The organism is Pseudoalteromonas sp. S3260 (assembly GCF_005886925.1).
GTDB classification, from domain to species: Bacteria; Pseudomonadota; Gammaproteobacteria; order Enterobacterales; family Alteromonadaceae; genus Pseudoalteromonas; species Pseudoalteromonas tetraodonis.
Genome location: NZ_PNCV01000036.1, coordinates 77,807 through 98,911, shown reverse-complemented (window position 1 = coordinate 98,911; position 21,105 = coordinate 77,807). Strand labels below are relative to the sequence as shown.

The following is a 21,105-nucleotide window of genomic DNA, read 5'->3' as shown; positions in this document are numbered from 1 at the left end:
TAGTTTGAACAAATTTTAATCTACAAAGGTCATCAGACCCTTGTTAATGCACTTTTTATTACTAATTTAAAGACGATCGGTCTAAAAGGAAATCTAATGAGCAATTCTATCAAAGCTATTGTTATAGATAAGCAAGACGACAACTACACTGCAGTCCTAAGCACCATAAACAGTGACGATCTACCAAACGAAAATGTATTAATTGATGTGCTTTACAGTACCTTAAATTATAAAGATGGCTTAGCCATCACGGGTAAAGGGCCTGTTGTACGTAGCTTTCCTATGGTGCCGGGGATTGATTTAGTGGGTACAGTGACTAGCAGCGACAGTGCTGAATTTAAAAGTGGCGACCACGTTATTTTAAATGGTTTTGGTGTTGGCGAAAAGCACTGGGGTGGCTTATCTCAAAAAGCGGCACTGAGCAGTGATTGGTTAATTCCCCTACCCGCTAACTTATCACCTAAACAAGCTATGCAAATTGGTACTGCCGGTTATACGGCAATGCTCAGTGTTATTGCACTAGAAAAGCAAGGCGTTACTCCCGAGTCAGGTGAAATTTTAGTGACCGGTGCTAATGGTGGCGTAGGCAGTTTTGCTATTTATTTACTAAGCCAGCTAGGTTATCAAGTAACCGCAGCAACAGGTCGCATGGAACAAGCTGACTATTTAAAATCATTAGGTGCAACTAATGTAATTGATAGGAACGAGTTTTCAAACCCAGGTAAACCACTGCAAAAAGAACGCTTTGCTGCAGCAATTGATTCGGTAGGTAGTCACACACTTGCTAATATTTGTGCCTCACTTAAATACGGTGGCGTAGTAACAGCTTGTGGGCTTGCACAAGGTATGGATTTGCCAGCGTCTGTTGCGCCATTTATTTTACGTGGTATTTCTTTAATGGGTATTGATAGCGTTATGCGCCCTAAAGCGGACCGTGTTGGAGCATGGGATCGTTTAGCATCCCTAGTTAGTAGCGATTACTTAGATAAAATTTCGACCGAAATCACACTTGATCAGGTTATTGAAAATGCTGAACAGCTCATGCAGGGCCAAATTCGTGGTCGTGTTGTGGTTAATTGTCAAAGTTAAGCATTTTTGCTATTAAACTCTCGTTATTAAATTTATAATACTAGCCGTATTTTTAATAACGAGAGAACACCTATGAGCAACCAAGAACTTTTCAGTAATAACCCACTGCAAGGCGTTAAATTAGAGCAAGTGGTTGAAGAACTGGTTGAGCAATATGGGTGGGAACTCCTGCATGCCTACTTACAACTCAACTGCTTTAAAAATAATCCTGACATTAAGTCAGCAGTTAAATTTTTACGTAAAACCGAGTGGGCACAACAAAAAGTAGATAATTTCTATTTGTACCGCCTTAAAAACTTACCACGCCCAGATGACGTGCAATACGAATTGCCACCCCGCGACCGTATTATCCCTGAAGGTGATAAACCAGGTGAACCATGCGAGTTAAGCTTTTCTGATGCTAAGCGTATTCAAGAGAAAAAAGCAGCCAAGCAACGTGCCCGTACTCGTAAACAACGTTCAAATTCAAGTAACCCTTGGGGTAACTAAGCTAATTTCATAAAAGAGCTAACTTTATTGTTAGCTTTTTTTGTTTATTGAGGAAATTAATAGCCTCGGTGTTTCCAAAAATCATCTTCTGTTTTGGTCTGTTCATTAGTTAGATTAAATGTTTTATCCGCAATGACTTTTCCTGCTAATGATAAGGTCATACGCCAGTTACCTATTTTATCTTCTATAGGCTCCCACACGGTGTCGCCTAAATAAAACGACCAATCGTTATCTTTAACATATACATTCCCCTCAAAAGGCTGCATCACTTCGCCATCGGCATCTATAATACCGGGGTGATAAATACAATAATGTAGCTTTTCGCCTTTGGCTTTTTTGATATTTACTATAAGGCCAAATTCCACATCAATACACGCGGTTACCTTTGTGGTGAATTGCGTGATTTGTGGTAACGCTTTGTCAGCTTTGTCCCAGTTGGAATATATACCGTAACTTTCTAATGTAATTTGTGGTTTAGATTTTTGCCATTTAACTTTCTATTTTTTCTTTCTATTGTTAAGCCACCAGCCTCAGCGAGCGGTTTATTAATTAAGTAGTTGTTTTGGATTTTTAGGATAATAATTGCTGGGTTGCTGCTCGCATAAACTAAACTCGCGAGTATTTTTATACGGCAACTTCATAAAACCAGCGACCCCAACATCAGTAATATTAACCGCGTACTGCATGAGTTTATTTAGCAATCGTTTAAATTCAACTTCTTTACTAGCATCGAGTAATCGATAGTAATGGTGAATCTTCATCCTATCTGGTAGTGCTTCAAAAATAATACAACCCGTATGATGTATCTGGTTTAGCTCAAATACACATTTAATCACCTTTTTAGGCAGTTGCAGTTGCTCATCGGGATCTTTACCATCTTCAAAATATGAGTGCGGACGGGTTACATCGCTGGCTTTTACATTAACCACTTCATAGTCAAGCTCAGGTAACTGGTTAAATTTAAACGCACCGGTGCCATCGCGTTCTAGCTGAATCGTTTTACGGGCATCAAATAAACAACACTTAAATAAGCCTTTTTGACTAATCGCTTGTGCCAGCATTACAGTATTATTTACCGCATCAGTAAACGCGGTGGCTGAAGCTTCATCGTGCATAATAAGTGATGACTCAACATACAAAGAATCATCTTTCCAATGAAAACTCAGCCCCCCTACTACAGGGTATTTCGCTAAGCGACTAATTGAGGCTAAAAACGCTTTTTCGGTATCCCCAGTATCAAACAAAAATTCTTTGTAATACCTATCTAACTGAGCATCGTTTACATCGAGTAGTTGTTGTTTATGATCAGCTTGGCGTAAAAACTGTTTTCTAGAGCTATAAACTACGGTTTCTGGTTCGGGGTCTTGGCTAAACCAAAACGGAATTGCCGCTTTAGTTTCTGTTTTTGGTAGTTGTGGTAAATACGCTTTTGCCATGGTTTCTATGTTACGCATAAAATAGTCACCCGCTTTGTCCCTTACACTACGCTCTTTTGAAAGCATGCCATCAATAACGTTTGCCAGCTCCTTAGGTAACATTAAACTACTGGCCGGTATAGCCTGAGCACCAAATCGGCAAGACTGCGCTGAGGCAAGTGCATATAGCGTTGATGCAACCCCCTGCTCATCAAAACGAGGGGATGACTTTTCACCCGACATTTGCGCATCACCTATAAAATAAACATCACCCATTCGTGCGTTAGTGGTACTTAAATCGCCGGACATTAAATCCATAAAATTACTGGCAATTGGGTTCCCTTGTTCATCTACTTGGGCATATACCGAACTCCCCCAGTCAACCAATGAAAGCTGCTTTTCATTTTCATCCCACACCAAGTTAGAGGGTTTAATATCACCATGTACAATAGGCTGCGGGCTTAAACCATTTTTATGACGACGTAAATCAAGCAACACATTTCTTAATTTAACCGCTAAGCTCATTATTTTGGCGGCCGGTAAGCGCCCTTGCTTTAGTGATACTTTTTCAAGGTCTTCACCAATGGCGCGCGCCATCATCAAAATACCTTGTTTTTTTATTCGCTCAAAGCCATAAAATGTTGGCACTAAGGGATTTTTGATTTGCGAAAGCATATACGCTTCATCTTCAAGACGATCACGTACACTTTGCGCGAGCGTAATTCTAGAAAACTTAAACACCCAAGGCAGGCCATGTTCATCATCCCCTGCAAATACAAACCCAAATGCCCCTGAGCCAATCATTTCTACCTTTTTATACCCAAGCAAAGTGAGCTGTTTAATACAAATATTAAGCCACTGACGATGTTTTTTTGCATCACGGTGTGACAGCAAATAAACCGACTGTTCTTCGTTAATATAAAAGTTGCGAATTTCTTTTGCTTTCAATGCAGAATCTCTAGGTTGGTGGTTAAAAGCTGCGTAATGCCTTTATGTTTGATAGTAACGCGGCCGTTATTTTTATTAAACCTTTAAGGTCACTTCCATTAGTCAAAGTTATATTATTTACTAATGATTTTGACGTATATCGCTGATATTTGCGGTTTCACCGTATCCTACTTACCCATAACAGCCTAAATAGGGTAAAACACCCCTTTAAATTATTCTTGGGTTAAAAAATGAAACGTATTATAAAAGCCTCTTCAATCGCGCTTGCACTGAGTATGTGTATTAATGCACAAGCTGCAGACTTTAACTTTTCTACAAAAGTAGACAGCGACGCAAATACGCTGGTTGTATTTTATAGCCAAGATGGCAGCAACAGCCAATTTAAAACACTTGATAAACAATTTGATGGCCAATTACAACGTGTTATCGATATAGAAAACTTCACTGGCGATTACGCAAAAGTCGCGCAACTTGTCGCGCCTAGTAAAAGTAACTACAGCCGTATTTTGGTTGTAGGTACAGGTAAAGCAGACGAATTAAATAAAGCAAAAGCGGCTAAGTTAGGCGGTAATATTCATGCTCGCCTAGTTAAAGCTAAAGTAGGCACTGCCAGCGTTATTTTTGATGATGTAACTGGCGCAAACGATAATGCTGCACTTGCTGCTAATTTTGCCCACGGTGCAAACCTACGCGATCACCGTTTTGAAAACTACAAAAAAGAACCAAGCACTGAAACAGTTAGCTATACGTTTGATGTTGATAACACCAAGCAAACTCGCAAGCTTTACAGCCAATTAGAGAGTATTCAAGCCGGTGTATTTTTAGCACGCGATTTAACCTCAGAAGTGGCTACAGAAATGACACCGGTTGATTTTGCCAATGCAGCAAAAGAATTAGCGTCGTTAGGCGTTACTATCAAAGTGTTAGAGCCAAAAGAGCTAAAAGAGCTAGGCATGGGCGCATTAGAAGCAGTAGGTAGAGGAAGCCAGCAAGGTGCACGTTTAGTAGTTGCTCATTATAAAGGCTCTGACGATGCCCCTATTGCCCTTGTTGGTAAAGGCATTACGTTTGATTCAGGTGGTTACAGCATTAAAACTGGTGCTTCTATTGCACGTATGAAGTCAGACATGGCTGGTGCTGCTGCAGTGCTTGGGACTGTAAAAGCAATGGCGTTAGCTAAAGCAGATAAAAACGTAGTAGCTGTTATGGGCATGGCAGCTAATATGGTATCGCAGTTTGCTGTTGCTCCAGGTGATGTTGTTCGCACTGCTGAAGGCTTAAGTGTAGAAATTTTAAATACCGATGCTGAAGGTCGTTTAGTACTAAGTGATGCAATGTGGTATGCACGTGAGCACTACAAGCCAGAGATCATGATTGATGTTGCAACACTTACCGGTTCAAAAATCCGTGCTGTAGGCAATGAATATGCGGCTGTGTTCTCAGATGACGATACGCTAGTATCGCAACTTACCCTTGCAGGTAAACAAGTAAACGAAAACCTATGGCGCTTACCATTAGGTTATAAAGATATGTTGAAGTCTGACATTGCTGATATAACAAATGTAGGTTCAGGTGGCCCTGGTGCAACCACAGCCGCTACTTTCTTAGAGCATTTTGCTGGCGACACCCGTTGGGTGCATATTGATATCGCTGGTAATGCATTAGTGAAAAAAGGCAAAGATGAGCTTTCACCAGGGGGAACGGGGTTTGGTGTTCGCTTATTAAGCGAATGGTTATTAGCTAACTAATTGTTTATTAATATTAATAAAAGCGCCAAAGTAGGTTTACTACTTTGGCGATTTTTGTACGAAAACAGTTTTATAGAGCTCAATACATCACTATTAATAAATCCTTAAAAGTGTGTTTATTATTTGATTTTGTTTGATTTATAATCAAAGATAGAAGGAACAATTAGTAACGAGGTCAAAGGAATGAAAATAACCTACCTGCTCTACAGCATTTTTTATTTAAGCATTTGTTTTCTTTTCTATTTTGAACAGCTCTCCACCATTGCTGCAGCAATTATAGTGCTGTTATCTGCAATTTTTTATATAAAACCAGCGAAATCTGAATCAGCAAATAACAATTCGTCACTAGGTGCCGTGCAGTCGTTCAATAACAAAATTGCACAAAACATTACCAAAGCCACCTCAAAAAATGCCATAGGTGCAGCTGAAGTGTCATTTTATGTTGATAGCTTATCTAAAGAAATAGACGCTTGTTATAACGAGAGTGAAACTGTCGGGCGTGCCACACACGAGCTTTCACAAAATAGTACTGAACTCAGTGACAGCATGACCACTATTAATCAAGCAATGGTACAAACAGCGCAAGCCTCAAGCTCTGCCGATAGCCGCTTACAAACGGCCACCAGCCAAATTGATTCGTTATCAGGCTCTATAGATAAAGTCGCCCAGCAATTAGATTTATTATTAAAAAGTGCCAGTGATATACAAAGCATTACCCAAGTTATTCAAAACATTGCAGAGCAAACCAACCTACTTGCTTTAAATGCAGCCATAGAGGCCGCTCGTGCAGGTGAGCAAGGTCGTGGTTTTGCGGTTGTTGCCGACGAAGTGCGTAACCTTGCAAATAAAACCAATGAAGCAACCAAACAAATTGCAGACATGCTTACAGACATTAACGCCAACAGTATAAAAACCAATGAAGATATGAAGCAGGTTTCACAGCAAAGTATTTCTGTAAAATCAGAGCTAGAAAACGTGACTCAATCCTTTTTAACAATTAACCAAGATATTGGTGCCTCATCTACCGCGCTTGATAGTATGCATCAGTCTGTTTCGGCATTTCAGCATGCAACCACACAAATAAATAGTTCAGTCACTAGCATCAGTAGTTTATTGGGCGAAGTTACTAAAAAAGGCAGTACAATTTCTCAGCAAGCGTCTTCTTTATCGCTGGGATCAGAATCAATATTTAGAGAGCTTGAAAACATAGAGTATGACGCATTCTTTAAACCAATCCTGACATCGGCTAAACACGCCAGTAAAGCAATTGGCGAATGTTTTGAGGGTTGGATCCAAAGCGGAAAAATAACCCAGCAACAACTTTTTTCGCAAAACTATAAACCCATCGAGAATACTAATCCAACCAAGTACACAACCGATTACGATAAACTTACAGATCAATCACTGCCGGCTATACAAGAACCAATACTGGAAAATAAAGACATTATTTTTGCAGGAGCCGTTGATACTAAGGGCTACTTTCCTACTCATAACAAACGCTTTAGCCAAACCCTAACCGGCAACTTTGAAAAAGATTTAGTAAACAACCGCACTAAACGTATTTTTAATGACCCGACAGGAATTCGCTGTGGTAGCCACACCGAAAGCTTTTTATTACAAACCTATAAACGTGATACCGGTGAAATACTGCATGACCTCTCGGTGCCAATTTATGTAAACGGTAAACATTGGGGCGGGTTTAGAATAGGGTTTAAGAGTACTAAACATTAAAAAAGGGAGACACATGGTCTCCCTTTTTATAGGTGATGCGTTTATTTTTTAGAAAACAGCATACGTTTAAAGGTGTTATCAGCCAAAATGTAATGATGAAATAATGCAGCCGCCGCATGTAAGCCTATTACGTAATAACCAACTTCGCCCGCTGTTTCGTGTATTTCTTTAATGGTTTTACCCAGCTCTTTGTTTTCACTTGCCAATGGAGGCAGCTCTAAACCAAAAAATGGCACAGGTTTACCTGCCATACTTAATATTAACCAACCCGCAATTGGCATAGCAAACATAAACACATACAGCGCAAGGTGTACAAATTTAGCTAATTTATTTTGCCATTTTGCAGGCTCAGGGTGTATAGCTGGTACCGAGCCCCCCACTACACGCGCAACTACCCTCACGCTTACTAAAGCTAAAACCGATAAACCCAACATAAAATGCCACATTTTAAAGGCATCACGGGTTTCAGTGCCTTTATCAAATAATTCGCGAAGTTCAATACTACCGTACACAGTCACAATTAAAATAAACATCAACCAATGCAAAGCAACAGAGAGTGTATTGTAATGAGTATCTGTATTTTTAAAATTCATAATACCTCCTAATAAACGCATTAAAGTTAAAAGCTCACTTATGCATATGAGTACATGTATACAGGCTAACCTTTACTCACTCACTGCTTAATGATCTGAAACATAGAATGAGTTAATAAGTCAGTTCAATAGTTTAATGATTCTGGAATTTAAGTATTAGTTATAATAACTGAGCAAGCTTAAAATAAACTTAAATAATAGGCATAAAAAAACGGCAACCTTAAGTTACCGTTTTAAAAATCAACGTGTTTTAGAAATAATAAATCGCTAAAATTGAATGAATTTCTAGGTCGTCAGTCTTTGTGTGCTAACCAATATTTGTACAGTTCGCTCTTTGATGTCTGAAGTCAAGATTTGACCCCTTTGGTTTGTAGATACTGAGGCAATCCCTTTATTTGCTAAGTTATCACGCCCCTCAGTAACATAGCGGTTTTCCCAGTAGGGATGAATGTGCCAGTCGTAGCTGTTATTAGGTTCAATGTTAGTTAACGTCTCAACTTTTATATGACCCGCCGCATCTACTGAAACATTTTGCACAGCACTATACTCTTGCGTAGTTTGCGCTAAAGCAAAGAAACTAAAACAAGCACTAAACGCAAATAAAAAACCGAAAATACATAACTTCATTAATAACCTAAACTTTCATAGTAGTATTAGCTTGGCTTTTCAAATTTAAACACTGCTAATCCTAAAAGCGCTATTACTATTGCAAAAGCTAACCAAGATGATAAAAGCTGTGCTGCAAAAAACCAACCCACTGCAGCGGCAATAACACTAAGAACAAGCTGAACCATAAGCGGAACTTTACCTTTGATACCGTAAGTAAGTTTATAAGCTTTAACTAATTCATCAGCCACAAAAAATTCACAAAGTGTTACGCTTTTAGTTAAACCGTGGGCATTTAACCTAATTTTAGCTGGGATGCCATTTACTTCAAACTCATGAGTAGAGCTAAACTTAAAGTTTTGTGCTTCAAACTATCTCACCGTTAACTTTTACAACTTCTTTTCCCGATACGGGCGAGCAGTAATAAGTAACTTCTACGTCATCACTGTAAAACTTAAAATGCATTCCACTTTTGGCCGAAACCTCTACTTTATTTGTCATCATCATCCTTATTGATATTAACTTTATTATATCGTTTCCAAAACAAGTTAACAGTATGTTTACAACAATAAATTACTAACTCACTAATAAAAATCTATACCTCATATAAAAACAAACTGTAGGACTAAAATCAAACTCGTTAACATTGCTGATCAGAACTAAACTTTTGTTAATCGGAAGTTAATTGATCTGCATCAATTCATTTTTGCACTTAAGTGCTATGCTAAGTTAATCGTCATTTATAATGGAAAATATAAAATGAAAATACAACCTAGTAAGCACACCCTATGGCTCCCTCTATTAGCTATTTTATTTAGTGGTAACCTACTTGCTGCCAGTAATTTAAAAACTGAACAAGCAATACTAACGCCTCCCCCTATGGTGCCACCCGCCATTAATAGAGATCACAGTGCAAAAGTAGTTATCAATCTAGAAACCAGAGAACAAGTAGGTAGAATTGCTGATGGCGTTGAATATGTATTTTGGTCATTTGGTGAAACCGTACCAGGGAGCTTTATTCGAGTTAGAGAAGGTGATGAAATTGAGTTTAATCTCTCAAATCATCCTAGCTCAAAAATGCCGCACAATATTGACCTACATGCCGTAACAGGCCCTGGTGGTGGCGCGGAGTCGTCATTTACAGCCCCAGGGCACACTTCTACATTTAATTTTAAAGCACTTAACCCAGGGCTTTATATTTACCATTGCGCCACGGCTCCTGTTGGTATGCATATAGCCAATGGTATGTATGGCTTAATTTTAGTTGAACCAAAAGAAGGCCTTGCGCCCGTAGACCGAGAGTATTATTTAGTACAAGGGGATTTTTATACTAAGGGCGAATTTGGTGAAGCTGGCTTGCAACCTTTTGATATGGCAAAGGCAATTGATGAAAACGCAGACTACGTAGTATTTAATGGCTCAGTAGGCAGCACCACAGATGAAAACTCTTTAACCGCTAAAGTAGGTGAAACAGTTCGATTATATATTGGTAATGGTGGCCCTAATTTGGTTTCTTCTTTTCATGTAATAGGCGAAATTTTTGATACCGTTTATGTAGAAGGCGGCAGTTTAAAAAATCACAACGTACAAACCACATTGATCCCCGCTGGCGGCGCTGCCATTGTTGAATTTAAAGTAGAAGTACCGGGCACCTTTATTTTGGTCGATCATTCTATTTTTAGAGCATTTAACAAAGGCGCACTCGCAATGCTAAAAGTAGAAGGCCCAGACGACCATTCTATTTTTACAGGCAAAACAGCTGATAACGTATATTTACCAGAAGGCTCAGCAGTACAGTCGTTAGATAATACATTTACTAAAATAACAGCCAACAATAAAGATGACCAAATACGATTCGGCCAACGTGTTTATGAGGCTAACTGTATGGCTTGCCATCAAGCTAATGGCGAAGGTATTCCCGGAGCATTCCCACCTTTAGCAAAGTCTGATTATTTGAACAACAACCCACTTTTAGGTGTTAATGCGATTATTAAGGGCTTATCGGGTCCGATTACAGTTAATAACGTTAACTACAACGGCGTAATGCCAGCAATGAACCTAAATGACGAAGATATTGCCAATGTTATTACCTTTGTACTAAATAACTGGGATAACGCCGGCGGAAAAATCTCTGCTGAACAAGTTGCTAAGCAGCGCAAGTAACATGATTTTTTCTTTATTAACGATGACACTTGCATTGGCAGAGCCACCTAAAATGGTAGCCCTGCCCGCAGGTAACTACAGGCCGCTTTATATGAATAAAAACAGCCCACAAACATTTGTGGGCGCTTTTAGCATAGATATTACGCCTGTGACTAACGCGCAATATTTAAAGTTTGTAACAAACAATCCACGTTGGCAGCCACAGCAAATACCTAGTATATTTGCAGAAGCTCAATATTTACAACATTGGCAACAAAATCAAACAGCAAAGCAGCCATCACAGGGGCAATTAAACAGCCCTGTAGTTAACGTGTCGTGGTTTGCAGCCCAAGCTTATTGCCATTCACTTAATAAAAGCTTACCCACGGTTGCTCAGTGGGAACGTGTTGCCAGTGCCAGTGCAACCCAGCCCAATGGCAGTCTAGAAAAAAGCTATAACCAACGTATTTTACAATGGTATAGCCGCCCTAGTAGCAAACAACTCCCTGAGGTTGGTACTAACCCTGCAAACTATTGGGGGGCACAAGACTTACACGGCTTAATTTGGGAATGGACAGAGGATTTTAACTCCGCTTTAGTCAGCGGCGAATCTCGTGGTGATAGTGATATAAATCAAAAGCTATTTTGCGCCGCAGGAGCGCAAGGAGCAGCTGATCCCAGTGATTATGCCGCATTTATGCGCTTTGGCTTTCGCTCTAGTTTGCAGGCCAAATATACTTTACCTAATTTAGGGTTTCGCTGTGCGAAATCAAAGGAGTAAAAAATGATAAAATATAACCCAGCTATAATTTCTAATAATATAACACTTAAAATATTAGGGCTGATATGCATGCTTGCCAGCTCATACGCTTACTCGCAAAACATACCACAAGACTCTGTTTATCAACTTAACAGTACATGGTTAGATCAAGACGCTAATAAACGTACTTTAAGTAGCTTTAGCGGTAAAAAACAAGTCATAAGCCTTATTTACACACACTGCTTACATACTTGCCCTACTATTGTTTCTACCATGCAAGCCATTGAAAATAAGCTGAGTGAGACTGAAAAACAAGACGTAGGTTTTATTTTAGTATCGTTAACGCCCGACACAGATACACCTGCAGTACTAAAAGAATTTGCACAAAGCCGAAAGTTAAATTTACAAAACTGGAGTTTATTAACCGGCACACCACAAGACGTTCGTAGTTTAGCTATGGTATTAAATATAAAGTTTCAAAACATAGACAACAATGAAGTTAATCACTCCAACTTAATGACAGGTTTAGATGAGCAAGGACGCATTAAATTTCAAGAGCTTGGAGTAATAAATAACGCAGCAATAGCCGCTGAAAAGCTCGCAAATCTTTAAAGCACGCTACCCTTAACTAAGCTATACAATGAATAAACACTCGCACAAAGCAGAGTGTTTATTTAATTTCAAAAATTTTATTATGGGACAGGCATTTAATTTTTATTAAAAAGCAAATGCGCAGTTTATTTATTATTTACTCCAGTGTATGGCTTTCATTGAATCACAACAGTTAAAGCTTATTCGATTTTAGGGAGATTTTAACGAGAGTTAGAGGCTTACACTTCATATGATGGATATTTGCTAACTTAAGCTGACACAGAGCTATGAACGACCTCAAATCATTGTTGTTTTATTGTTTTAATTAATCACACCAACTGCTTACTTCCGCCAAAACAATAAGAGTAAATTTTACTGGTTAGAACATAAAAACAGCGGATGATCGTATTTACTCTGCATTAAATAACTTACAGATTAACCAACACCTTTGTACCACTTAGCTTGGTTCTGCGCAGCTAAATTCATTAACCTTACTTTACTCCCCGCAAAGTTTGCATATTGCCTACGAAAATGCTGAATTGCGTTTAGCCAGTGTTATTTAAACACTGTATTACAAAGCATTATTTAGCGTGTGCACTACTTTATGGTAGCGGTATGCGGTTAATGGAGGTACTACGTTTGCGGATACAAGATATTGACTTTGATTATAACTGTGTTCGAATTTGGGATGGTAAAGGGGGGCAAAAATCGTGTTGTAACGCTTGCAGGAGAACTGATACCACAAATACGAACACAAATTCAATTAGTCGATAATTATTTACAATTAGACCTAAATAACTCGCTGTTTTGTGGCGTGTATATGCCGCATTTATTACGTAAAAAATATCCAAATCATAACAAACAGCTGGGTTGGCAATATTTATTTCCATCTTATAAACTCAGTATTGATCCTGAGAGTAAACAGCTAAGGCGCCATCATATTGATGAAAAGCAATTACAGCGCGATGTAAAAAAAGCGGCTTTTAATGCACACATTAATAAACACGTTACGCCACATACTTTGCGCAACTCATTCGCTACGCACTTACTGCAAAGCGGCGCTGATATACGCACAGTACAAACACAACTTGGGCACAGCGATATTCGTACAACACAAATTTATACCCATGTTTTACAGCAAAGTGCTAATGGGGTTATTAGGCCTTTTTCAAGATTATAAACTTCTCTATTTAAAACAAAAAAGCATAACCCACACGAGTTATGCTTTTTTAATTAATCTTAAACCAATTCATTTTACAAACGAATGCCGCCGTCTATTTCTACTACGCGACCGGTAAAAAAGTCGTTTTCGATAATATACTGGGCGGTATGAGCTATTTCAGCGGTTTCACCTAAGCGCCCTACTGGTGTTACAGCAAGCATGCGCTGTTTGGCTTCTGGCTTCATTACATCGGTCATCGCGGTGCTAATAACACCTGGGGCAATGGCGCCAACGCGAATACCAAAGCGGCCAAGCTCTTTAGCCCATGTAGTGGTTAGTGCCACAACACCCGCTTTTGAAGCAGCATAGTTAGTTTGGCCAATATTACCAGCACGCGCTACGCTCGACATGTTTACAATTACGCCGCCTTTGCCTGATTCAATCATGTGGCTAGCCGCTTCGCGCCCTGCTAAAAATACACCTGTTAGGTTAACGTCAATCACTGATTGAAATTGATCAAGCGACATCTTCCTTACCACTTTGCCGTCTTTGGCTTTTATAAACATACCATCGCGTAAAATTCCGGCGTTATTAATTAATACCCCAATATGACCAAAGTCATTGTTAATGGTGGTAAATACGTCTTCAACTTCGCTCTCAATGGTTACATTAGCGCTGTAGCCTTTAATAGTGCCTGTTACGCCTGCTAATCCAGATAGTTGCTCGGTTGCTTCATTTAATTGGGCTTGCGCCATATCAATTAAGGCAATATTAGCGCCCATTAAGGCAAACTTTTGCGCCATTGCAAAACCTAAGCCTTGTGCGCCACCGGTAATAACTACGGTATTATTTTTTATTTCCACGATACTTTCCTACTTCGAAAACAATTTAAAAATGGCACTAAAATCATCACTGCCTGCACCTTGGTGCTGCATCATAGTGTATAAATTTTTAGCCATTGAGCCCATTGGCGTCAGTGAATTACTTTGTTGCGCTGCTTCCATAGCAAGGCCTAAGTCTTTAGCCATTAAATCGACCATAAAGCCAGGTTTATAGTCGTTACTAGCTGGTGCGGTTTCCATAACGCCTGGGCAGGGGTTATAAAGTTCTAACGTCCAGTTACGACCCGAGCTTGCGCTCATTATGTCGCTGAGTACTTTTGCGTCGAGGCCGTTATTAATGCCCATTTGAATGGCTTCACTGGTGCCTGCCATTAAAATACTCAACAGCATATTGTTACATATTTTAGCAACTTGCCCTGCGCCAATAGCACCGGCATGGAAAATGTTTTTACCCATATCGACCAATACAGTATTGGCTTTATCAAATGCAGCTTGCTCACCACCCACAATAAAGGTCAGCGTACCCGCTGTTGCCCCTGCTACACCACCCGATACCGGTGCATCAACAAACGCAATACCTTGCTTGCTTAGGGCATGGCCTACATCACGAGCCGATTGTGCATCTATGGTTGAACAATCAATCACTAAGGTACTTTTACTTAGTACTTTAATTAAACCCGGTTGCTCGTCTGTGCCTAAATAAAGTGATTTAACATGTTTGCTTGCCGGTAGCATGCTAATTAGCACATCAGCCTCGTGCGCACAGTCACTAGCGCTTTGCGCCGCACTAGCCCCATGATTCACAAGCTCTTTAACGGCCTCTGCACTTAAGTCAAAAACGCGCACACTGTGGCCTGCTTTAACTAAGTTTGCTGCCATTGGGCCGCCCATGTTTCCTAAACCAATAAATCCTATATTAAGTTTACTCATCGCTTTACCCTTGTAAATTTAGTTGTGAAAAGTACGGCTCTAGCGGATGTTGCTCGCCAAAGCGATTTGCAAAAAAGCTCTCTACTACTTCGCTTGGCACATTATCTAAGGTTTTAAACTGCCACTGTGGCGTACCGTCTTTATCGATTAGTAAGGCTCGTACACCTTCTTGAAACTCGCCCACTTCGCCAGCACGAACCGACATACCTAATTCCATTTTAAAACAGTCAGCTAAGTTTTTGCCTTTGCTGTGTTTAAGCTGCTCACTCACTAAAGCACAACTTAATGGACAACCATGCGCCAACGATTTTTGTGCACGTTGTAGCCATTTGTCATCTGTGGTTAGATTTAAAATGTAATCGACCTGCTGCTGTAACGTGTCAAAGTCGCCTAACTTTTGAATTAGCGATAAGTTAGCTTTTAAATTGCCTTTGGGCATACGGCTAGAGTTGTTATCTAACTCAATAAGCAAGTTACTTAGCTTGTCGTGGTTTAAACTTGCTGTTTTACCCCATTTAGTATTGAGTAACGTTTCAACAAGCTCTGGGTATTTATCGGCATTTACAAAGTGATCGGCAAGCGATACAAGCTTAGCGTCTTCACAATTTATAGATGCCGAGGTAAGCCCTAAAAACAAACCAACATGGGCGGGCATTTTATGTAAAAAATAACTGCCGCCTACATCAGGGTAAAGCCCAATGGTTTGCTCTGGCATGGCAATGCGTGATGTTTCAGTCACTACGCGATGACTGGCACCGGCCATTAAACCTAAACCGCCGCCCATTACAATACCGTTACCCCAGACTAAAATGGGTTTGTTGTAGCAGTGAATTAGGTAATCGAGCTGATACTCTTGAGTAAAAAACTCTTCAACCAGTGAGTTCGGTTTACCTTCACTCATTGCTTTGTACAAGCTCACTACATCGCCACCGGCGCAAAATGCTTTTTCACCTGCGCCTTTAAGAACCACTAATGCAATGTCATCGTCTTTGTCCCATTGCTGTAGTTGCGGCTCGAGTAAGCTGATCATTTCAAAATTAAGGGCATTTAACGATTTAGGCGCATTTAAGGTTGCAAAACCAATGAGTCGGCCATTGTCTGTGGTTGCCGTTTCAAATACCACGGCAGCATCAGCTGAATTTAAACGAGTAAGTTCTGTCATTAGCCATTCACCCAAATAGCTTTACGTTTTTCTAAAAAAGCGTTCACGCCCTCTTGCTGATCTTCGGTATCAAATAAACCAACAAACAGTTCACGCTCCAGTGGCAATGTATTCGCCATTGGTTGATGACGCCCTTTTTGAATCAAGGTTTTACATGCAGCAACCGACGATGGACTTTGCTCTGCTACTTGGTTTGCCAGTTTTAATGCTGCGGCAAAGCTTTCACCTTGTGCAACCACTTCTTCTACTAAACCAATTTGCAGGGCTTTATTGGCTTTTAAGCGCTCACCGCATAAAATCATGCGTTTTGCCCAGCCCTCGCCAACAAGCCATGCTAAGTTTTGCGTTCCACCAGCACACGGTAATAAACCCACTTTTGCTTCAGGCAATGCCATTTGTGCTTGTTCTTCTGCAATACGAATGTCGCAAGCAAGCGCTACTTCAAGGCCGCCACCCATTGCATAACCATTAATGGCTGCAACCGACACACCTCTAAAATTAGTTAGCGCTTCGAATGCTTCACCAAATACACATGACATATCTGCAGCTACACCTTTATCGCCACTGGCAAATACATTGAGGTCGGCACCGGCGCTAAAAAACTTCTCGCCTTCACCAGTCAGTACTAACGCATAAATATTTTTATTGGTGTTGAGTTGATTTACTGTGTCTTTAAGCGCCACTAAAGTGTCTTTCGTCCAGGTATTCGCTGGCGGATTCGACATAGTTAAAATGGCAACATGACCTTCAATAGTTAATTCAATGCTAGGATTTGACATACTAATCTCCTTATAAAACTTCGCTGGCTGATTCGGCTAAGATACGACGTGCAATAATCACGCGCATAATTTCGTTAGTACCTTCTAGAATTTGATGAACACGTACGTCACGTACATGGCGTTCAAGTGGATATTCTTTTATGTAACCGTAGCCACCATGAATTTGTAGCGCGTCATTACACACGGTAAAACCAACATCGGTGGCAAAACGTTTAGCCATGGCGCAATAAGTGGTTTTTTCACTGTCGTTAGTATCGAGTTTAAACGCCGCTAAGCGCACCATTTGGCGTGCTGCTACAAGCTCGGTATTCATATCGGCAATTTTAAACTGTAGCGCTTGAAACGCAGCCAATGGCTTACCAAACTGGGTACGCTCTTTTAAATACTCACGTGCGGTATTAAGTGCCGCTTGTGCTGTACCAATAGAGCAAGTGGCAATATTAATACGGCCGCCGTCTAAACCTTGCATTGCAAATTTAAAGCCTTCACCTTCTTGGCCTAATAAGTTTGCGGCTGGAATACGCACATCTTCAAAGCTAATTAAACGTGTGGGCTGTGCATTCCACCCCATTTTTTCTTCTGCTTTGCCGTACTCAATACCTTTGGCATCTGCTGGTACAACAAACGCTGAAATGCCACTTGGGCCGTCGGCTCCCGTACGCGCCATTACCACTAATATTTCGGTTTCACCAGCGCCTGAAATAAACATTTTTGAGCCGTTAATAACATACTCATCACCGTCACGCACTGCTTTAGTTTTTAATGAAGCAGCATCAGAACCCGAGCCTGGCTCAGTTAAACAGTACGATGCCAGTAATTCACCCATTACTAATTGTTCAACGTATTGCTCTTTTACGATATCGGTCGCAAAACTGGCTATCATCCAGGTTGCCATATTATGAATAGTTAACATGGCCGTTGTTGCGGTACAGCCCATCGCCAGCTGTTCAAAAATAATGCTTGAATCTAAACGAGATAAACCTAAGCCACCGGCTTCTTCTGGGGTGTATAAACCACAAAAACCTAGCTCACCAGCGGCTTTTATTGTGTCTTTAGGAAAAATATGTTCGCGATCCCACTTAGCAGCGTGTGGTGCTAGTTCAGACTCTGCAAATTGGCGAGCGGTTTGCGCAAAGGCTTGTTGATCTTCAGATAAGTTAAAGTCCATGGTAGACCTCTTGTTGTGTTTTGTTTGTTGTCGGTGCATCCCATAACGGGAGTAATTAGTGAGGAGCGACAACACTGTGTGTTGTGCCCCTCTTTTTTATTAATTATTCAGTGCAATATTATTTAAGATTAATACTCATGTTTGGACCTGAGGCAATGTCATCCTCAAACCAACGAGAGGTAATCGTTTTAGTTTCTGTGTAAAAACGAATACCTTGTTTACCATAGGTGTGAGTATCGCCGTAGAATGAGCCTTTCCAACCCGTGAACGAGAAAAATGGTAAAGGCACAGGAATTGGCACATTAATACCCACTTGGCCTACTTCAATTTCGTGTTGGAATTTACGCGCAGCCGCACCACTTGAAGTGAATAATGAAGTACCGTTGCCGTAAGGGCTCTCGTTAATGAGCGCAATAGCTTCTTCAAGGGTATCAACAAACATACACGCCAGTACTGGGCCAAAAATCTCTTCTTTGTACAAGTTCATCTCTTTGGTTACATCAGTAAATAACGTTGGACCTACCCAGTTACCTTGCTCAAACCCTTCAACAGTAAAATCAGAGCCATCAATTAAACAGGTTGCGCCTTGTGCTTTACCATCGGCAATCAATGATAAAATACGCGCTTTTGCAGCTGGTGATGTTTGCGGACCATAAGCGGCGTCTGCATCATCCCATACACCTGGGCGTACACCTTCAAATCCGGCTTTAATTTCATCAACCCAGTCTTTTGCTTGGCCAACAAATACCGCCACTGAAATACCCATACAACGCTGACCTGCCGCACCTACAGAGGCCCCCACAAGGTTATTAACAACATGCGATTTGCTTGCATCAGGCATAATTACCATGTGGTTTTTAGCGCCCACACAGGCTTGCACACGTTTTAGATGTTGTGTGCCTTTAGAATAAATGTATGCACCCACACCACACGAGCCAACAAACGAAATAGCGCGAACCGCTTTGTCTTCTAATAAACGGTCTACTTGTGGTTTTGTACCGTGCACAACTTGTAAAACACCCTTTGGTGCACCCGCTTCAATAAATAGCTCAGCTAAACGCATTGGCGTAAGTGGGTCTTGCTCAGAGGGTTTTAAAATAAAGGTGTTACCGCACACAATTGCCAGTGGGAACATCCAAAGTGGGATCATCGCCGGAAAATTAAATGGCGTAATACCTGCACATACACCCAATGGTTGCATGTATGAATAGGTATCAATTTTACGCGCTACGTTTTCCATCGTCTCGCCCATCATTAATGATGGCGCATTAGCAGCTTGCTCGACTACTTCAATACCACGCCACACATCACCTTTGGCATCTTCAAATGTTTTACCTAATTCATGACAAATAATAGTGGCTAATTCATCATGGTTTTCTTTTAACAGCGCCGCGTATTTCATCATAATGCGCGCACGTTCTGTAATTGGTACGTCTTTCCACGTTTTAAACGTTTCGCTGGCAGAGGCAATAGCCGCGTTCATTTCAGCGTCTGTAGCACAAGGTACTTGCGCTAACACTTCTTGATTAGCAGGATTTACAACATCAATTAATTCATTTGAAGTTGATTGAATAAATTCGCCGTTAATGAGTAAGGGTACTTGGTGCATAATTAAAATCCTATTGATTAAATTGGGTACCGCAGCGTTTTTGTTATAGTTGCTGCGGCTTTATTATTAGTTAAAGTGCTTCTACGGCCATGGCAACGGCTTCACCGCCACCAATACATAAAGAGGCTACGCCCTTTTTAAGACCCCGGTTTTTAAGTGCATGGATAAGTGTTACTAAAATACGCGCACCGCTAGCACCAATAGGATGACCCAATGCACAGGCACCACCGTTAACATTAACTTTGTTCTCATCAAGCTTTAACTCGTTAATGGCTAGCATGGTAACCATGGCAAACGCTTCGTTAATTTCCCATAAATCAACATCGGCGGTTGTCCAACCTGCTTTTTCAAGCACACTGTTCATTGCACCAACAGGCGCTACGGTAAATTCACTGGGTTTTTGAGAGTGCGTGCTGTGAGCCACAATTTTGCACAGTGGTGTTAAACCCTCTGCTTTTGCTTTTGATTCGCTCATTAAAATCAGTGCTGCGCCACCATCTGAAATAGACGATGAGTTTGCCGCAGTAATGGTGCCGTCTTTTTTAAATGCTGCACGTAAACTTGGGATTTTTTCAGGGCGAGCATTACCAGGTTGTTCATCAATTGAAACTGTTACATCGCCTTTGCGGGTTTTAATAGTATGAGGGACGATTTCGTTGTCAAAGCTACCGTTTTCTATGGCTGCGTTTGCTTTACTTAACGAACCCAGTGCAAACGCGTCCATTTGCTCACGGCCAATGCCGTATTCATCAGCCGTGTCTTGAGCAAAACAACCCATTGCTTTATTGTCGTAAGCATCTTCAAGGCCATCGCTCATCATATGATCTTTTATTTCACCGTGGCCCATACGCATGCCGCCACGTGCTTTTGGAATAAAATACGGCGCATTAGTCATACTTTCCATACCACCGGCAATGGCTGATTCAATAGAACCTGCTTTAATAAGGTCATTCGCTAACATGGCCGCTTTTAAACCCGAGCCACATACTTTATTAATTGTGGTAGCGCCGGTGCTTAGTGCAAGCCCCGCTTTAAGCATTGCTTGACGCGCAGGTGCTTGGCCTAAACCGGCTGGCAATACGCAGCCCATAATCACTTCATCAATTGCATCATTGCTTAAACCCGTTTGAGCAAGTGCACCTGCAATGGCCGTAGCACCTAATTCGGTAGACTGCGCATCGCTTAGTGCGCCCATAAATCCACCCATTGGGGTGCGTTTTGCTGCTACAATTACAACGCTTTCGAAAGACATAAAAGGCTCCATTTTCAATTAACGCAAACATGTTTTATTATGTTTAGCTTAATGTTTAAACTAATCTGATAAATACGAGCATACATAAA

Annotated in this window: 19 protein-coding genes and 1 pseudogene; 8 read left to right on the top strand and 12 right to left on the bottom strand. The window is 40.8% G+C overall.

Going from position 1 to position 21,105, the window contains the following annotated elements; genetic code table 11:
• The first annotated feature begins 96 nt into the window (after positions 1-96).
• Positions 97-1,089 (top strand): acrylyl-CoA reductase (NADPH), encoded by a 993-nt coding sequence (gene acuI / locus CWC14_RS07255; RefSeq protein WP_138562120.1) that lies wholly within the window; start codon positions 97-99, stop codon positions 1,087-1,089.
• Between the two features lie 72 nt (positions 1,090-1,161).
• Positions 1,162-1,578, top strand: coding sequence for a VF530 family protein (locus CWC14_RS07250; RefSeq protein WP_008114664.1), 417 nt, complete (start codon positions 1,162-1,164; stop codon positions 1,576-1,578).
• A 56-nt stretch (positions 1,579-1,634) separates the two neighbouring features.
• Here the strand turns inward: CWC14_RS07250 and CWC14_RS07245 are convergent, their stop codons facing one another.
• On the bottom strand, positions 1,635-2,045 hold the full coding sequence (locus CWC14_RS07245; protein ID WP_138562118.1) for a DUF3859 domain-containing protein: 411 nt from the start codon (positions 2,043-2,045) through the stop codon (positions 1,635-1,637).
• Between the two features lie 78 nt (positions 2,046-2,123).
• Positions 2,124-3,941: a protein kinase domain-containing protein gene (locus CWC14_RS07240; RefSeq protein ID WP_138562116.1), complete on the bottom strand. Its 1,818-nt coding sequence runs from the start codon at positions 3,939-3,941 to the stop codon at positions 2,124-2,126.
• 230 nt (positions 3,942-4,171) lie between these two features.
• On the opposite strand from CWC14_RS07240, the gene CWC14_RS07235 reads away from it, so the two are divergent.
• Positions 4,172-5,689, top strand: a complete 1,518-nt coding sequence (locus tag CWC14_RS07235; RefSeq protein ID WP_138562114.1) for a leucyl aminopeptidase — start codon at positions 4,172-4,174, stop codon at positions 5,687-5,689.
• Between the two features lie 183 nt (positions 5,690-5,872).
• Complete coding sequence (locus CWC14_RS07230) at positions 5,873-7,420, top strand: methyl-accepting chemotaxis protein (RefSeq protein ID WP_138562112.1); 1,548 nt, start codon at positions 5,873-5,875, stop codon at positions 7,418-7,420.
• A gap of 41 nt (positions 7,421-7,461) precedes the next feature.
• Here the strand turns inward: CWC14_RS07230 and CWC14_RS07225 are convergent, their stop codons facing one another.
• From CWC14_RS07225 to CWC14_RS19735, 3 genes are all read right to left on the bottom strand, one after another.
• Complete coding sequence (locus CWC14_RS07225) at positions 7,462-8,013, bottom strand: cytochrome b (protein ID WP_138562110.1); 552 nt, start codon at positions 8,011-8,013, stop codon at positions 7,462-7,464.
• 285 nt (positions 8,014-8,298) lie between these two features.
• The gene (locus tag CWC14_RS07220; RefSeq protein WP_212746547.1) at positions 8,299-8,640 is read right to left on the bottom strand and encodes a hypothetical protein; all 342 of its coding nucleotides are present in this window, start codon (positions 8,638-8,640) and stop codon (positions 8,299-8,301) included.
• A 26-nt stretch (positions 8,641-8,666) separates the two neighbouring features.
• The gene (locus CWC14_RS19735; RefSeq protein WP_249928717.1) at positions 8,667-8,870 is read right to left on the bottom strand and encodes a hypothetical protein; all 204 of its coding nucleotides are present in this window, start codon (positions 8,868-8,870) and stop codon (positions 8,667-8,669) included.
• 508 nt (positions 8,871-9,378) lie between these two features.
• On the opposite strand from CWC14_RS19735, the gene nirK reads away from it, so the two are divergent.
• The 4 genes and pseudogenes from nirK to CWC14_RS07190 form a co-directional block, all read left to right on the top strand.
• A complete protein-coding gene (gene nirK, locus CWC14_RS07210) occupies positions 9,379-10,782 on the top strand; it encodes a copper-containing nitrite reductase (protein WP_138562108.1) in 1,404 nt (467 codons plus the stop codon).
• Position 10,783: 1 nt separating this feature from the next.
• Positions 10,784-11,542 carry a formylglycine-generating enzyme family protein gene (locus CWC14_RS07205; protein ID WP_089368260.1) on the top strand — a complete coding sequence of 253 codons (759 nt, stop codon included), beginning with the start codon at positions 10,784-10,786 and terminating at the stop codon, positions 11,540-11,542.
• A gap of 3 nt (positions 11,543-11,545) precedes the next feature.
• Positions 11,546-12,133, top strand: a complete 588-nt coding sequence (locus tag CWC14_RS07200; RefSeq protein ID WP_138562106.1) for an SCO family protein — start codon at positions 11,546-11,548, stop codon at positions 12,131-12,133.
• A 537-nt stretch (positions 12,134-12,670) separates the two neighbouring features.
• A pseudogene (locus tag CWC14_RS07190) lies at positions 12,671-13,292 on the top strand (integron integrase); the annotation flags it as partial.
• Positions 13,293-13,366: 74 nt separating this feature from the next.
• Here CWC14_RS07190 and CWC14_RS07185 read toward each other — a convergent pair.
• The 7 genes from CWC14_RS07185 to CWC14_RS07155 all read right to left on the bottom strand — a co-directional run bounded on the left by CWC14_RS07185 (position 13,367) and on the right by CWC14_RS07155 (position 21,016).
• A complete protein-coding gene (locus CWC14_RS07185; protein WP_138562104.1) occupies positions 13,367-14,137 on the bottom strand; it encodes an SDR family oxidoreductase in 771 nt (256 codons plus the stop codon).
• Positions 14,138-14,146: 9 nt separating this feature from the next.
• Positions 14,147-15,046 carry a 3-hydroxyisobutyrate dehydrogenase gene (mmsB, locus tag CWC14_RS07180; RefSeq protein ID WP_138562102.1) on the bottom strand — a complete coding sequence of 300 codons (900 nt, stop codon included), beginning with the start codon at positions 15,044-15,046 and terminating at the stop codon, positions 14,147-14,149.
• 4 nt (positions 15,047-15,050) lie between these two features.
• Positions 15,051-16,208, bottom strand: coding sequence for an enoyl-CoA hydratase/isomerase family protein (locus tag CWC14_RS07175; protein ID WP_138562100.1), 1,158 nt, complete (start codon positions 16,206-16,208; stop codon positions 15,051-15,053).
• Complete coding sequence (locus CWC14_RS07170; RefSeq protein ID WP_138562097.1) at positions 16,208-16,987, bottom strand: enoyl-CoA hydratase; 780 nt, start codon at positions 16,985-16,987, stop codon at positions 16,208-16,210. Before CWC14_RS07170 ends, CWC14_RS07175 begins: the two co-directional genes overlap by 1 nt.
• Positions 16,988-16,997: 10 nt before the next feature.
• On the bottom strand, positions 16,998-18,155 hold the full coding sequence (locus CWC14_RS07165) for an acyl-CoA dehydrogenase family protein (protein WP_138562095.1): 1,158 nt from the start codon (positions 18,153-18,155) through the stop codon (positions 16,998-17,000).
• A 118-nt stretch (positions 18,156-18,273) separates the two neighbouring features.
• Positions 18,274-19,764, bottom strand: coding sequence for a CoA-acylating methylmalonate-semialdehyde dehydrogenase (locus tag CWC14_RS07160; RefSeq protein ID WP_138562093.1), 1,491 nt, complete (start codon positions 19,762-19,764; stop codon positions 18,274-18,276).
• Positions 19,765-19,834: 70 nt separating this feature from the next.
• Positions 19,835-21,016, bottom strand: a complete 1,182-nt coding sequence (locus CWC14_RS07155) for a thiolase family protein (protein ID WP_138562091.1) — start codon at positions 21,014-21,016, stop codon at positions 19,835-19,837.
• Between the last annotated feature and the right edge of the window lie 89 nt (positions 21,017-21,105).

What these genes read in the sequence shown, in the direction of transcription:
- CWC14_RS07230 (WP_138562112.1), top strand. Translation starts at nt 5,873, where the DNA reads ATGAAAATAACCTACCTGCTCTACAGCATTTTTTATTTAAGCATTTGT.
- CWC14_RS07250 (WP_008114664.1), top strand. Translation starts at nt 1,162, where the DNA reads ATGAGCAACCAAGAACTTTTCAGTAATAACCCACTGCAAGGCGTTAAA.
- acuI (WP_138562120.1), top strand. Translation starts at nt 97, where the DNA reads ATGAGCAATTCTATCAAAGCTATTGTTATAGATAAGCAAGACGACAAC.
- CWC14_RS07235 (WP_138562114.1), top strand. Translation starts at nt 4,172, where the DNA reads ATGAAACGTATTATAAAAGCCTCTTCAATCGCGCTTGCACTGAGTATG.
- mmsB (WP_138562102.1), bottom strand. Translation starts at nt 15,046, where the DNA reads ATGAGTAAACTTAATATAGGATTTATTGGTTTAGGAAACATGGGCGGC.
- CWC14_RS07175 (WP_138562100.1), bottom strand. Translation starts at nt 16,208, where the DNA reads ATGACAGAACTTACTCGTTTAAATTCAGCTGATGCTGCCGTGGTATTT.
- CWC14_RS07155 (WP_138562091.1), bottom strand. Translation starts at nt 21,016, where the DNA reads ATGTCTTTCGAAAGCGTTGTAATTGTAGCAGCAAAACGCACCCCAATG.
- CWC14_RS07165 (WP_138562095.1), bottom strand. Translation starts at nt 18,155, where the DNA reads ATGGACTTTAACTTATCTGAAGATCAACAAGCCTTTGCGCAAACCGCT.
- nirK (WP_138562108.1), top strand. Translation starts at nt 9,379, where the DNA reads ATGAAAATACAACCTAGTAAGCACACCCTATGGCTCCCTCTATTAGCT.
- CWC14_RS07220 (WP_212746547.1), bottom strand. Translation starts at nt 8,640, where the DNA reads ATGAAGTTATGTATTTTCGGTTTTTTATTTGCGTTTAGTGCTTGTTTT.
- CWC14_RS07170 (WP_138562097.1), bottom strand. Translation starts at nt 16,987, where the DNA reads ATGTCAAATCCTAGCATTGAATTAACTATTGAAGGTCATGTTGCCATT.
- CWC14_RS07160 (WP_138562093.1), bottom strand. Translation starts at nt 19,764, where the DNA reads ATGCACCAAGTACCCTTACTCATTAACGGCGAATTTATTCAATCAACT.
- CWC14_RS07225 (WP_138562110.1), bottom strand. Translation starts at nt 8,013, where the DNA reads ATGAATTTTAAAAATACAGATACTCATTACAATACACTCTCTGTTGCT.
- CWC14_RS07200 (WP_138562106.1), top strand. Translation starts at nt 11,546, where the DNA reads ATGATAAAATATAACCCAGCTATAATTTCTAATAATATAACACTTAAA.
- CWC14_RS07205 (WP_089368260.1), top strand. Translation starts at nt 10,784, where the DNA reads ATGATTTTTTCTTTATTAACGATGACACTTGCATTGGCAGAGCCACCT.